Below are 16408 nucleotides of genomic sequence, written 5' to 3' on the forward strand. Positions count from 1 at the left end.
AACAAACTGATATTTTTCAATAAAAAACGGTGTCTTCTCCTGGAAAACACCGTTTTATATATAAGGTTATTAATTTTCAGTTTTGTTTTTTTTACTTCTTTAGTATTTTTTCAGTTACTGTTGAAGATTTTGTTTGAAGTTTAATGTAATATACTCCTGTCTGAAGGGAGGATAATACGATCTGTTCCTGCATCATACTCAAAGTCCCCTGTTTTACCAGTTGTCCGGCTGCTCCAAAGATTTCATACGAAACCAACGGCTCTTTGCTCCTGATCGTTAAAACATCCTGAACCGGATTAGGATATAGCTGCATTCCCGCCTGAACAGCAGTTTCTTCTACTGACATCTGGCTGCACGCTGATTTAGCAAATTTTGTAAAAAAAGACTGAGATTTTCCTCCTGCTACATTAACAGCCATTGTATTGACATTATCATTGGCATCTGTAAATAGCTGATCATGAAAAAAACCTCCCACTACATAGTTGCCGTCATTATCTGCAGCAACCGCCGTAAATTCATCGATAACATAAAAGTTACTGCGAATCTCTCCCGTTCCCAAAACATCTCCTGTATCTTTATTAAGTCTCACCAATAAAGGGTCTGACCTGTCTCCATCCGGACGTACCATTGCATAGCTGCCCCAGACGTCTGACCAGCTTCCTTTAGCAAATGCTATTTCATTTCCATTAATGGCAATTGTTCCTTTGGTAAAACGATAGCCAAACTGAAGACCGGACATTGCTTCCGGAGTTTTTGCCCATTGTACCGTACCCGAAGCATTCATCTTCATCACAAAGGGAACAGCTTCCACATAACTCCTCAAAGGAAAAGTATAGTTTCCAAAAGTGGCAGGCACCGTTATTCCGTTATAATAACGTCCTGAAATATAAATATCAGAAGTCACCGGATCTTTGATAATAGAATGAATTTCGTCATCAGTACTTGTTGTACCATTATTGAGTTCTTTTCTCCAGACCTCAGCTCCGGTAGTACCGTCAAAAGCAAATACATAAGCAGCTTTCGTAAAAGGAACATTATTATAAAAAAGATCAACCAGATTACTGAATCCGGGATCCATTCTTTTCCCTGCAATGTAATAACGGTTTAAACTTTCATCATATACCAAATTCACTTTTCCCTCTCTTCCCACAATATTGATTCCATTTCCCGTGATAGGAAGAAGTAAAGGCGCAGCAGGGGTCATATTTCCATTATCGTAATTGAACTTAACTGCATAATACTGGTACGTTGAAGTAAAGGTTGAAGGCACTGTAATTAATCCATTTAAATGTGTTCCTGCTCTGAATCCCATTACAGCATGAATATTTTTGGAAGAATCCATATACATCATCTGAACATCACACATGCGGGAGAAATAATTGACATCTCCCTGTAAAGCTTTGCTCCATGCCAGTGTACCGTCTGAAGTATTATATTTTAACAGAAAAGCTGCTTTGTGGGCAGGTTCTATTGTCTGATCATAATAAGTGTACAGAGGCTGTGTATGGGTATCATCAAAATGTACAGGAACCGCATTAGGATCTCCTACATATGAATTGTTATAAATGGTTGCCATCACATATAATCCTCCGTTATTATCTACTTTAATATGCCATGCATTTTCTCCGTCTCCCGAACCCCCAATGGGTCTGGTCCATCTTATATTTCCTGCACAATCAGCAGAGAACAGAAAGAGATCACTCAGTCCGTAATTGGTTACAGAAGTACCGTTCAGGTTTTGTCCCTGTTCACGCATCGTTGCAAGATAATAAGTGTTATTGTTGTTGTCTACTACAATATCCCTTATGGATTCATCAAAGACATAATGAAAGCCCGGATCGGCAGAACCTGTTAATCCTCCTGCCTGTTTTCCCCATTGCCATTGATAAGTCTGGCTAAAAGATAATCCTGGTAATATCAGAAGCAGTCCCCAAAGTTTGTTTTTAAATTGTATCATAAAAATTCATTTAATTATCACATACTATAAAAAAACAGTGCTCTCCGAAGAGAACACTGCTTAATAAGCTACTAATTTTTAATTAGTTTTCCTTGTAATGAAGTGTCTCCCGTTTGTACGATAACAATATAAACACCTTGCATCCAGCTGGTAACCTCCACGTCTACCTCTCCGGAAGCCGCTTTCAGTTCCTTACGGAATTTGACATTGCCCATGGCATCAAAAACCGTAACCTGTTTTGCCAGTAATTTTTCATTGCCCGTATGATACGAGATTTTCACTTTTTCCTTTGCAGGATTTGGGATCATTTTCAGAGAATAAACTGACGTTGCCACCACACTTCTTCCTGCATTTTTCATACCCATCCAGTTAGGATCTACCGCTTTGGTAGTAAACTTACATGTTTCATTGGAGAATAAAATCTCATCAGTACCCTGGAAGCCTGAGTTTGGATAGAATGCCAATGGATTAGCGTTCATATCATATATTCCGCCTGCAGGAATCGTGATGATAGAAGGAAGATAAATTCCAAATCCATTAAGACTTGAAACAGTAAGACTTATCGGTTGGCTTCCGCCATTGAAGATAACACCATACACGTTATAGTGATCTCCAACCCATTTCATGTCTTTGATACTTGCCTCCAGTTTACATTCTGTTTCGTATCCGCATTCTTTACCCGGATAGTAATTCATGGTTCCGGAAGTAAACTGACATCCCAGGTGATTAATCTGCAACTGATACGTTCCTGCAGCACCAATATATAAAGGATAGATATAATCATTGTTTCCACTCTGGATACTGTTTCCGAACAGCTGCCAGTCATGGTGATCAAATACTCCTTTTGGTCCTAAAACATAATTCTTTCTGAGACATTCGTCATAACATCCTGTTGGGAATACCCACATCAGGCTTTCAAGACTTAAAGGTACCTGTACGTTACCTACAACTTTACATCCGCTTGGCGCTGTGTAAATAACCTGATAAGCACCACCTTCGTATACTGTGATAGACTGACCTGTCATTCCGTTGCTCCAGTTGTACACTCCTGCAGACGGCCCGGATGCTGTTAACACAACACGATAAGGCTGACAGCTTGCCATATTATAAGTTACCGAAACTGGTGCCGGTGGGCTATTGACAGTAACGGTAAAGCTTTTACTGCTTGTACATCCTGATGTACCCGGAGTTCTTACTTCCAGCGTATACACATAAGTACCTGCGGTCAGTGGTCCTGTGCTAAGGGCAATCGGATAAGGAGCAGAAGCCCATGGTACAATTACCGAATTTCCTTTTTTCCATTGATATTCCAATGTATTATCTGTTACAATACCGGTAAGTACTGCCGAAGATCCTTCACAGATGTTAGCTGTTCCCGCTATATTAACATAAGGAGGGTTTTTAAGCGTTACAGGTATTGCTTTAGTACTCATAATACTTGTTCTGCATCCGTCTGATGATACCAGCACCGGCCAGTAGTTACCAGATTGTGTCGGGGTGAATACCGGAGAGTTTGGTGCTCCAAGTACAGCCTGAGAACCATTCATCCAGATATACTGGGAAGGAGATCCAAGCGTACTGGTAAATACGATATTAGGAGCACTTCCTATACAAGCTACCAGAGCAGGAGGCGCCATATCACCATCCAGAGTCGCTTCTTTCACATTAACACCAATTACAGCAGAAGTATATTCACATCCCATTGGAGTTTTAATTTTCAGCTGAATTGTTTTTGTTCCTGCAGTGTTATAAGTTATTGTAGCATCTGGTCCTGTCGTAATATAGGAAGTACCGTCAAAGATCCAGGTATATGTATTTCCTGAAACATAGTTTATTGGACTAAACGTAATAGGCGAACGTGCACATAACCAGGCAGGAACCAGGAAGCTGGTATCAGGAACCGGAGCTAATGTAATAGTCTGCGTAGTGGTACATGTTGGTTTCCCCGGTGAAGATACCGTCATGGTAAAGGTATATGTACCTGGCGCAAGATTATAAGTAGCCGATTGTCCTGTTTGAGTAGGCTGTCCCGGCGAAGTAAATGTATAGGTAATAGCCGCCGGATTGATTTCAAATATGGTAGAGGTATTGAAAAGCGTTACACTGTAACCGTTTCCGCTGCACACCGTACTGATATTGAATTTAGGCTCATAATTCTTTCTCACTTCTACTCCTTTGCTGTACCAGCATGAACCATATCTAAGACGTACAAAAACAATATGTGCGCCTGCAAGATTAGTCTGATATACCGGTGAAGCCGTTCCCTGACCGGAAACTAAGGTAAGTACAGTATCAGATAACCATTGGATCTCATCCGGAGTTCCATTGTACGTTAAGCCTGAAACAGTAATTGTGTTACAAGCAGACCATGCCGGAACGAAGTTAATCTGAGGATTCGCTGTACAACTTCCACTGCTCGGACAAGACTGAGTAACATTAATGTTCTGTGAAGAAACCACACAACCGTTAATATCTACAGCCTGTACTCTGTAAGTTCCAAAAGCACCTGCTCCTGAGATGGTATATGAGTTTGTAGTTGCTCCTGGTATGATACTATTATTTTTATACCATTGCCAAGACAGGATATTTGTAAGCCCTGTAGAACTGTTGGCCGTAATAGTATACGGTGTCATCGTGGCAGGGTCACAAACGGCAATATTATATACCGGAGAAATCGTAATAATAGTTTCAGGATATACAATAAAGTTAGCACTTGCGGTAGGCTTATAATTACATCCATTAGTACCTGTATAAGTTACGGTAACGGTCTGGGAAACATTGTTCCCTGAATTATTCTGGATATACCCGTTATTTGGGAAGCTGTAAACCCCAGACGGATTAAACGCTGTAGTAAACGTTCCGCCAACAAAGGTGAAAGTTACGCTTGTTGCAGAAGTAATTGTTCCCTGATTCACTGTAAAAGTAAGATTTGATCCCAAACAGATTCCACCAACATTGGTAAAGCTTACTACCGGAAGTTTTATTAAAGATACCGGCATAGTAATGATTTTCGTCACTCCACATTTTACGATTTTCAGCATCAGATCAGTAGTATCTGTTGAAGAAATCTCGTTGAAGTTTACCGTAATATTAGCTGTACCCTGTCCTCCCACTACACTTCCGAAATTGGAACTTGCAAACGACCATTCCATAAAATCCGGAACAATACCATTCAGATTAGCACTGAATGTTTGAGTACTGCTCGGGCAGAAAGGCCCTGAATTAGCATTAATAACAATAGTATTAAGGTCTAATTTCGTTACATTAAACGATTTTGGAGCTGAAAGACATGCTGCACTGCTGATCGATTTGTTCTGTGCAGACACGGTATATGATGTTGCACCTGCATTAAATATCACCGTAACAGATTGTCCTGCATTACTTCCCTGAATCGTTCCGTTGGTAACACTCCAAACCGGCACCATTCCAGGATCTACTGAACTGATGGTATACACATACGGTTTTCCAGGACATACTTTTGTTTCTCCGGAAATTGTTCCGTTAGGTGCCTGTGGAATTGGTAATACCTTAATAATTCTTCCATTACTTTCACAACCTCCACCTTGCTTGGTAGCCGTCACGGTATACGTTCCTGCTGTTGCAAAGTTGTAGTTGAATATTCCTGTCATAGGTGGAGAAGTATAAGTAGATGTCCCCGTTGTCACTTTCCAGATCACCGGTACATTAGGAACCGCTGTAAACCCCTGGCTTGTTCCCGCGCAGATTTCATCCACACCGCCACTTACCAGCACAGGTGCCTCTACTACAATATCTATAGAAGCCTGTCCTTCACATCCCAGTAAAGTATTAAAATAATTTGCTGTAAGATGATAAGTACCTGGCTGATTTGCAGAGAAAACAATTTCATTTCTCTGTTGAGTATTCGTCAGGAGACCTCCCGCAGGACCTGAAACATTCCAGTTAACTTTAGTTGTAGGCCACTGAGGAATTGTATAGGTATACTGTCTTCCAGTACATATCACTGCCTGTCCTTTGATTTTTGCATTTTTTAAAACTACAGGAATTTTAATGGTTGTCCACTCAGGACAAGCACATTCTGACATATACATTACATATCCAAAGCCGTCAAGCGGATCAACCTGATCCCAGACAACTTCGATTTCGTTACCGTTATTATTGACAATTGATCCTCCAATAACTTTCCATTGTCCTTTGTTGCATCCATCCTGTACGTTATATTTTTCAGTACTGCCTTCACATACTACGGAAGCACAGTTGATCTGTACAGGATCTGCTTTTAAGACTTTGATTTGTCTTTTAATTTTATCCTGGCAGCCACACTTGTTGGTTACCGTAAGAGTGATTGTATAATTTCCGGGATTGGCATACAGATGGGAAGGCTCAAAAGCGGTGGAAGTAGTACCATCACCAAAGTCCCAGAAATAATTAATGATATCCGACCCGCCGTTCTGTTCAGAAAGGTTATCAAAATAGATCGTTGTATTTCTACATACAGTATCACTCAGATTTAACATTTCAAATTTAGCAATCGGCCTGTTGATCTTTTCAATACAGATCGTCTGGGTTTCTACCGTTCCATCGTTGTAGGTGATGACAGCCTGTAAAGATCCGTTACCTGCCGCTCCCCAACTTACATTGGCTACGGTATTCGCGGGTCCGGAAATAGCTGCCGTACCTCCTGAAACCGTCCATTGTACATTGGAAACATTCGGTCCCTGAATCTCATACTTTACAGTTGACTGCTCACAGACACGGAGACATTGGGATGAATTGATGTAGGAATAGGCGATTCCGTTGTCAGGGATCTGACCATCTTTTTCGCCACGGAATTCCTGGCATCCGACCTGAGCGGTCCATGTAATTCGAGCTTGTGCTTGCAGTACCCAGGGTACCAAAAGCCAACATAGCAGGAGCCATCTGAAGATGTGCTGCCTACCAAAATAGGTGTTGTTTTTCATAGTTATTAAAAAAGTGTTATTAATTTTTTGTCAAATTAATAAAAATAATAATACAAAAATCATTTAATCGTGAAAAAATAACATTATTTCACACCTGAATTCCAACAATATAGACAAATTCATGCTTATATGTTATTTCACTATCCCATTACTTATTTAAGAAACCTATGTCTATCGCTAAATTTTGGCGTAACAAGCTAATTTCAGCCAAATAAAATGCTGAATTTTCAATTAATAAATCCCGAAATCAATAACCTAAATCACATTTAGTTTATTTTTTACTAAATAATTTAAATTTGTATTAAAATTAATCATAATTAAAACTGATAAAACAACAAGCTTTTTTATCCATTTCTTATTTTAAAAAAAATCCTATGTATTTCAACAATTCAATCTTCCCCCCGGGAACATTGTCTACTCAGACCTGTATCGATATCCACCGGGAATATCATGAGAATTGCCGACAAGACTAAAATACTTTATCTTTGTTTTTCAAGGCTTATCATAAACATTATATTTGAACATCTTCTATATGAAAAACAACCGCTTTTTATTTTCTGCCAAAGGAATCTGTACCGCAGCTTTTCTTTCTTTAAACACAATCGTTTATGCACAGAAGGCAGCAGATATTTCAACCCTTTCAGAAAAAACTTTAAATACCATTCTGGAAAAAAACAGAGCTTATTACACTCAGGGAAAAGTAGCCGATTACATTCCTGAACTGGGAAAAATGGATGCTAAGGCAATAGCTTTTTCAGTGGTTGACAACAATGGAAAAGTATTCAATACAGGTGATGTAAGTAAAAAATTTACCATGCAAAGCATTTCCAAAATCATATCATTAATGGTAGCGGTAAGCGAAAAAGGAGAAACTCACATTTTCGACAAAATGGGGTATTTCGGATCAGACAAACCTTTCAACCACTTTTCAAACCTTGAAACTACCGGAAAGCCACTGAATCCAATGATGAATGCAGGAGCAATTCTTACCACATCGCTCATCTCCGGAGACGGCGAAAAACCGTTCCTTAAAATACTGGATATGGTAAGATATATTACCAAAAATTCTTCAATTGACTATAATAAATCAGTGTATGAATCCGAAAAATCAACAGGACACCGCAACCGTGGTATGTTTTACATTATGAAAAACAGCGGACTGATTTCAGGAACTGAAGACCAACTAGACAACTATTTCAAGCAATGCTCTATTGAAATTACAGCCGAAGACCTTGCAAAAATAGGATACTTCTTTGCCAACCACTGCGTAAGATTTGACGGCGATACCACTTATAAAAACGCAGACATGGCCAAATTAGTAGAATCACAGATGCTGACTGCCGGAATGTATGAGTTCAGCGGTGAATATTCCAGAACCGTTGGTCTGCCGAGCAAATCCGGTGTTGGTGGCGGAATTACAGTAAGCGTTCCGGGGAAAATAGGAATCGGGGTATTCAGTCCTGCTTTAGATCAACATGGTAATTCTCTGGCTGGGTATCATATGATCTTGGATCTGGCAAAACAATATGGATTAAGTATTTTTTAACTTTTAAAAGAACGAATCCTCCATCGTAATTCTTTCTTCAACGGGAAGAAATTTCACTACTTCTACACAGCATACAAATAGCTTATCAGTCAAAAAAAAATATAGCAATCAACACCTACAAAACAGTAAGTACATCAGACACTTACTGTTTTTTTTATGAATTTCGGAAAGATATATTAATTATTCTTAAAATTACGTATCTGTTTATTTATCAAAAAGATATAAAAAATTCATAAATAATTCAAATTAAATCACAATATATTGATTAATTTTAATTATCTTCGTCTTATCATTTTATCAGATTGATAAAGGAGATTCTTACACTTTTGTACCATATTCACTCTATATTATCTTTTTGTAATATTACTCAAAACAAATCTCTTGTTTTTGAAATATTTTATTTTTTATTCCTATATTTGCTTAACATTTTTTTAACTATAAATATTTATAGTTAAAATTACTAAGATTGTATCGTCACGTTTCTAAGAATAATGGAACAATAAATATACTTTAATAAAATTTGAATAATTAATCTTTTTGTATTAAAAAATAGTTATCAAATTTCGTTTATGATTAAAGATATATTTAAGTTTTATTATTTTTATTCCATCATAACAAAATATCACTGCTAATCCCATTGATATTGATGTTTTGTTATGAAATATCATTAACTATCCCAATACCGTAAATGCTATGAAAAACTTGACCAAAATCAGGCTGATGCCTTTTGAAAAGACGGACTCCGATCTTACATCATACTATCTGTTTCCAACTAATAGATTATTGAATAATTACTATAAAACGAATCCATTCGTTAACGATATAACAAAAACCAATTTTATTACATCATAATGATAAGCAATTGCCTTATTATCGGGCAAAGCAAGTTGTTATGACACTCTGTTATCATTCAACCATTCAATTAACACGCCATGAAAAAATTAACCATTATTGGACTGACGCCTTTTGAAAAGCCGGACGTTAACCTTATATCCCGACTGCATCAGGCAGGCGCACTACCCGTATTAAGTTTAGGAAATGAGCTAACGAAAGCCCAGGAAGCGTTACAACAACTTGATCAGATAGACGTACCATCGTATGGTATTTATTTTTCTAATGACAATTTCACCACTCTTCAAATTCCGGAAAAAGTAAGATTTGCGATCCTTCCGTTTGGAATGCCTAAGCCCCATAACGTACCTGTTATTTATCAGGTAACCAGTTTGGAAGAGGCCAGACAGGCTGAACAATCGGGAGCGCAGGGAATTATTATCAAAGGAAATGAAGCCGGTGGATTAGTAGGCTATGAATCCACGTTTGTATTATTCCAGCGTGTGATCAAAGAAATTCAGAACATTCCGGTGTGGGTACAGGGAGGAATAGGTCTCCATACTGCAGCGGCATCTAAAGCATTGGGAGCAACAGGAGTTGTACTGGACAGCCAGTTGGCTCTGTTCCCGGAAAGTTCGGTCCCTCAGGATCTGAAAGAAGTCTGCTCAAAACTGAATGGTACAGAAACTAAAGTGATTGCTAACCATCGTGTATTGGTAAGACCCAACTCTCCTGCTTTACCTGAAAATGTAACAGCAGAAGACCTTAAACAATATTTTGCAGGTTTCGACCTTAGCACATGTTATATCCCTATGGGACAAGACATTTCGCTGGCAACAGACCTGTATGAAGATTTCAAAACTCTGAAAAAACTGATTTTCGGTTTCAAAGAAGCTATGTATGGCCACCTGAAGCAGGCAAAAGCACTTAAAGTAATTGATAAAAACAACTCTTTAGCTCAGGAGTTAGGGTTGAGTTACCCTATTGCTCAAGGTCCAATGACCCGCGTGAGTGATGTACCTTCATTTGCCAATGCGGTAGCAGATGCCGGAGCCTTACCTTTTGTTGCCTTATCCTTATTGAAAGGAGAATCTGCAAAATCACTGGTAATGGACACCAAAAAGCTGGCTGGTGAAAAAACATGGGGAGTAGGAATTTTAGGATTTGCTCCACAGGAATTAAGAGATGAACAAACCTCATATATATTAGAAGCAAAGCCACCGGTAGTTTTGATAGCCGGAGGAAGACCAGCTCAGGCTAAAGTATTTGAAAAAGCCGGAATAAAATCATTCCTGCATGTTCCTTCCCCTGCCCTTCTGGATATTTTTCTGAAAGAGGGAGCGAAAAACTTCATTTTTGAAGGACGTGAATGCGGAGGCCATGTAGGACCTTTGTCCAGCACTGTTCTTTGGGAAAAACAGATTGAACGTATATTAAAAGAAGATCATCCTGAAAACATCAGTGTTTTTTTTGCAGGCGGAATTCATAACGCATTTTCAACGGCGTTTGTATCCATTATGGCTGCACCATTAGCTGCAAGGGGAGTGAAAATCGGGGTATTGATGGGTACAGCTTATCTGTATACTCATGAAGCTGTACAAACGGGAGCTATTCAGGAAGAATTTCAGGCGCAGGCTATGCAGGCGAAAGATACAGTTTTACTGGAAACAGCGCCAGGACATGAAACCCGCTGTTTAAATACAGCATTCGCCAACCATTTCAATACAGAAAAAGCAAAGCTTCTTGCTGCAGGAATGGATAAAAAACAGGTGTGGGAACAACTTGAAAAATTAAATGTAGGCCGTTTACGTATCGCGGCTAAAGGGATAGAACGTCAGGGTGATAAATTGGTCAATATTCCTAAAGATGATCAACTGGATTTAGGAATGTATATGATAGGACAGGTTGCTACGATGCAGAATCGTGTGATCTCATTATCAGCACTTCACCAAAGTGTTGTAGACAACTACGAGCATATTCAGGATGCAGCGTTACCGGAAGAACCGGTTTCTACAGAAAAGCCATTGGATATTGCTATCGTAGGAATGGAATGTATTTTCCCGGGAGCTAAAAACCTGGATGAATACTGGAGAAATATCATTTTAGGAAAAGACAGCGTTACCGAAGTACCGGACGAAAGATGGAATAAAGACCTTTATTATAAACCAGATTCCAACGAATCTGATGTCTCCCATTCCAAATGGGGAGGATTTATTCCTAAAATTGATTTCGATCCATTGGCATTCGGAATTCCGCCACAATCACTTGCTGCCATTGAACCTACACAGCTATTAACTTTATTGGTTGCCAAGCGTGCAATGGAAGATGCGGGATATGGTGAAAAACATATCAACAGAGAAAACATTTCTGTCATTATAGGTGCTGAAGGAGGTAATGACCTTGCCAACAGCTATAGTTTCAGAGGATATTATAAGCAGGTTTTCGGAGAACTTCATGAAGAAGTAAAAGAAGCCTTCCCACATACCACAGAAGACTCATTTCCGGGAATTCTTGCCAACGTGATCGCAGGTAGGATTACGAACCGACTGGATCTTGGCGGCAGAAACTTTACCGTAGATGCAGCTTGCGCTTCGTCATTAGCCGCTATTGATCTGGCTTGTCAGGAACTTGTATTAGGAAAATCTGATATGGTTCTTGCAGGAGGAGCAGATTTACACAACGGAATCAATGATTACCTGATGTTCTCCAGTACTCACGCCCTTTCCAGAAAAGGAAGATGTGCTACTTTTGATAGTGAGGCAGACGGCATCGCCCTTGGAGAAGGTATTGCGATCCTTGTTTTAAAAAGATATGAGGACGCTGTACGTGATGGTGACCGTATTTATTCCGTAATCAAAGGAGTTGGCGGATCCAGTGACGGTAAAGCACTGGGATTGACTGCTCCAAGACAGATAGGCCAGGTAAGAGCATTAGAACGTGCTTATTCCCAGGCTGGTATCAGTGCTGCTTCTGTAGGTTTAGTAGAAGCTCACGGTACAGGAACTGTAGTAGGTGACAAAACCGAACTAAGTGCATTGACTAATTTATTCAGCCGTTCTGGGGCATTGCCTGGGCAGACTCATTTAGGTTCTGTGAAAACCCAGATCGGACATACAAAATGTGCGGCAGGATTAGCAGGATTGATCAAGGCTTCCCTTGCAGTTTATCATGGTGTAAAGCCACCTACTCTTCACCTTCAGCAGCCGAATGCTTATTATAACGCAGAAACCAGTCCATTTGCCTTCCATGCAGAAAGTGGATTATGGGCGGAGAAAAACCGTTATGCAGGGATCAGTGCTTTCGGATTTGGGGGAACAAACTTCCATACAGTAATTGCCAACCATCCTAAGGAGGATAACTCAATCGCCATGCAGTCATGGCCATCAGAACTATTTGTTTTCCGTGGAGACACTTATGAAGAAGCCAAAGGACAATCAAGCCAGGTAAAAGCTTTATTAGAAATTAACGATGGGATTCCATTAAAAGATATCGCTTACAGTTTAAGTATCAGTTCAGAAAAGCCAATCCAGTACAGTATTGTTGCAGATACTGCTGAAGACCTGATGATGAAGCTTGAGCTGGTATTGCTGGGGATTGAGACAAAAGATACGTTTACCGTGAATAAAAAAGAAGGTAAAGTAGCCTTCACTTTCCCTGGACAAGGCAGCCAGAGAATCAATATGGCCCGTGACTTATTTGTAGTTTTCCCGGCTATGCGTAAGATTATTGACGAGTATCCTGAACTTGAAAAAGTAGTTTTCCCATCTAAGACTTTTAACGAAGCTGATTTAAAACAACAAAAAGAAACCATTAAAGATACCCGTTTAGCACAACCGCTTTTAGGAATTGTAGACCTTGCATTGGCTAAATTCCTGGAATCATTAGGTATTATTCCTGATATGCTGGCAGGTCACAGTTATGGTGAAATTCCCGCATTATGTTTTGCAGGTGTATTTGGAGAAGATATGCTGGTTGACTTAAGTGTTCAGAGAGCGCAGTCTATCTTAGATTCTGTAGAAGGTGGAGATCCGGGTTCAATGCTGGCAGCAAGTGTTACAGCAGAACGTTTACAACCGATCATTGCTAAAGTAGAAGGATGCTATCCGGTGAACTTTAATGCTCCTACACAATGTGTCATTGCCGGAAGTACAGAAGCGATCAATAAATTGCTGGAAGTTCTTAAACAGGAAGGTATTTCTGCTAAAAAGCTTGAAGTTGCCTGTGCGTTCCACAGCCCGTTATTAGCAAAATCCAGGGATTTATATGCTGAAGTATTGAAAAATGTTCCTTTCGGGGAAATGCAGATTCCTGTTTGGTCCAATACCACAGCAGAAGTATATCCCGCGAATCCGTCAGAAATAAAAGAAAGACTTACTGACCATCTGGTACAGCCTGTAAGATTTGTAGAACAGCTTCAGGCAATGTATAACGACGGCGCAAGAATATTCATCGAAGTAGGACCAGGAAAAGTTCTTACCGGGCTTACCAAATCCTGTCTTGAAAAAGATCAGCTGACCTTATATGTTGAAGACAACAGCCGTAATAAATTCAGCCACCTGCTTTGTATGCTGGCACAATATTTAGGAACTGGCCGAAGCTTTAGTATTGATAAACTTTTTGATGGCCGCAGCGTTAAGGTTATTGATCTTAACCAACCTGAGCTTTACAAGAAAAGCCCTGCCATCTGGCGTGTTAACGGGCAGACCGCCCACCCAACTCATGGTAATCTGCCATCCAATGGTGCTTTACCACTTATAAACCCTATTCCCATGAACAATTTTACTCATCAACCACAGACCTCTGCAACTGAAGCTCAGTCTACTGCTGAACGTATGCTGCAGGAATATTTAAACAGCATGAAATTAATGATACAGGCACAACGCGATGTGATGCTTTCCTTTATGGGACAGAATCCTCAGGCGTTCCCTGCTCCTGTATACAATTCACCAGTACAGGCTCCGGTTCAACAGCCAATATCTACTATTCCGGTTCAGCCTGTTCAGCAGGAAAGACCGGTAGCCGTTACAGCTGTAAAACAAGCTCCTTCAAGAGATATCAAATCCTTATTACTGAAGGTGGTAAGTGACAAAACAGGATATCCTCAGGAAATGCTGGGTATGGAAATGGACCTGGAAGCTGACTTAAGTATTGATTCTATTAAAAGAGTTGAAATCATCGGAACACTTCGTAACGAACTGGGAAGTCTGGGTAACGGGAATACCAGCGAAGATACCGTTATGGAACAGTTAGCAGGAATAAAAACCTTAAGCGGTCTTGTTTCGTGGCTTACTGAATTCTCAGGAGCTGAAACAACTGCTGCTGAAAAAAACGGATCTGCAGCTGAATCAACAGCTTCAACACCACAAGTTCAAACGGCATTCTCTCTTGAAGATCTTCAAAATGCTATTCTGAATATTGTAAGTGAAAAAACAGGATATCCAAAAGAAATGCTGGGTCTGGATTTTGATCTGGAAGCAGATTTGAGTATCGACTCTATTAAACGTATGGAAATCATCGGTGATCTTAAAACTAAGATCGGATTTGGTCAAAACCTTGAGCAAGCGGATGATGTCATGGAAAAACTGGCGGCCATTAAAACCCTCCGTGGTCTGGCAAGCTGGATCAGCGAAATGAATGGTGAAACCAGCGAAGCTACTCAGGAAACAAAAGAAACCAACACCGCAGAGCCAGCTCAGAATGTACTTTCACGTCTTCGTTTTGACATCACTCCTACTGATGCTTCTTTAGTACAAAATACAGACGTATTACAGGGAAAACGTTTTGCCATTACACAGGATGACAACAAACAAACTTCTGCGATCAAAGATGCTCTGGAAAAACATGGAGCTATCGTAGAAATAGTAGATACAGAAAAAGATCTTTCAGACATTGACGGATTAATTATGCTGGACCTGTTCTCAGCAACCGATAAACCAAGTATTATTGATCACGTAGATCTGATCAAAAAACTGGATTTTGATAAAGCAAAATGGGTATACCTGATCTCAGATATTCCAGCTCATATTCAGGAAATTACAGATGCAAGCATATTACGTCACCATCAGGGATATCCGGGGCTTTTCAAAAGTTTAGCCAGAGAATTTGACAATACAACCTGCAGACTCATCAGCCTGAGCACCCCTCAGGAAGTAGATCAGATTGCTGAAATCACGTTGAAAGAAATCCTTACCAACGATAAACCTGCTGAAGTTATTTATAAAAATGATCAGAGGCATAAGGTAGACATCATCCCTTCCCCATTATCAACGAGCTTACATGAAGCCCATATCCAGTTAGATCAGAAATCTGTGGTACTGGTACTTGGAGGCGCACAGGGAATTACTGCCGAGTTGGTAAAACATATGTCTCAGGCCTATCCTTGTACTTATATTCTGGTAGGAAGATCAGCGGACCCAAGAAATGAACTTTCTGCTAAAGACTTTCAAGGCATGAAAACCAAAGAAGAGATCAGAAGTTTCTTAATTAAATCCGGACAATTCACTTCTCCGGCAGAAATAGAAAAAGAGACGACAAAGATTTTCAAAAACAATCAGATTCTTCGTACGATCCGTGACATGGAAGAACTTGGAAATATCATCATTTACCAATCACTGGATCTTTGTGACGAAGAAGGTTTAAGTAACCTGATCAGCAATATCTATGAAAAATATGACCGTCTTGACGGAGTAATCCACGGAGCAGGTCTTTTAGAAGATAAATTATTCAAACAAAAGACGACAAGCTCTTTCGGACGTGTATTTGATACTAAAGTGAAACCACTTCGTGTATTGGCGGAGCAGCTTCGTACAGACTGCCAGTTTGTAGTATTATTCTCAAGTATTGCTTCTGTATACGGTAACAAAGGTCAGACAGATTATGCGGCTGCCAACAGTGTACTGGATGATTACGCAAATGCTTTAAATAAAAGATTAAAAGGAAAAGTAATCTCAATCAACTGGGGCCCATGGAAAGGAGCCGGAATGGTTTCTTCCACCCTTGAATCAGAATATGAACGCAGAGGAATTTCCATGATTCCATTGGATGAAGGGAAAGAAATCTTCCTTAACGAGATTAAGTACGGAACAGAAAGCCAGGTGCTGATCATGTCAGGAAATAATTGGTAAAACACTGTAT

4 protein-coding genes are annotated in these 16408 nt (G+C 39.8%); 2 read left to right on the forward strand and 2 right to left on the reverse strand.

Annotated elements, in window-relative coordinates; translation table 11 throughout:
- Nucleotides 1-91 precede the first annotated feature (91 nt).
- A complete protein-coding gene (locus FB551_RS10590; protein ID WP_142017342.1) occupies nt 92-1957 on the reverse strand; it encodes a T9SS type A sorting domain-containing protein in 1866 nt (621 codons plus the stop codon).
- 71 nt (nt 1958-2028) lie between these two features.
- Nucleotides 2029-6897, reverse strand: a complete 4869-nt coding sequence (locus FB551_RS10595) for a PKD domain-containing protein (protein WP_142017344.1) — start codon at nt 6895-6897, stop codon at nt 2029-2031.
- Between the two features lie 532 nt (nt 6898-7429).
- Between FB551_RS10595 and glsA the strand changes: the two genes are divergently transcribed.
- Nucleotides 7430-8443 carry a glutaminase A gene (glsA, locus tag FB551_RS10600; RefSeq protein ID WP_047433821.1) on the forward strand — a complete coding sequence of 338 codons (1014 nt, stop codon included), beginning with the start codon at nt 7430-7432 and terminating at the stop codon, nt 8441-8443.
- A 932-nt stretch (nt 8444-9375) separates the two neighbouring features.
- A complete protein-coding gene (locus FB551_RS10605; RefSeq protein ID WP_142017346.1) occupies nt 9376-16398 on the forward strand; it encodes a type I polyketide synthase in 7023 nt (2340 codons plus the stop codon).
- The last annotated feature ends 10 nt before the right edge of the window (nt 16399-16408 follow it).

Origin of the sequence: Chryseobacterium aquifrigidense, assembly GCF_006716485.1 — a bacterium.
Lineage (GTDB): Bacteria > Bacteroidota > Bacteroidia > Flavobacteriales > Weeksellaceae > Chryseobacterium > Chryseobacterium vietnamense.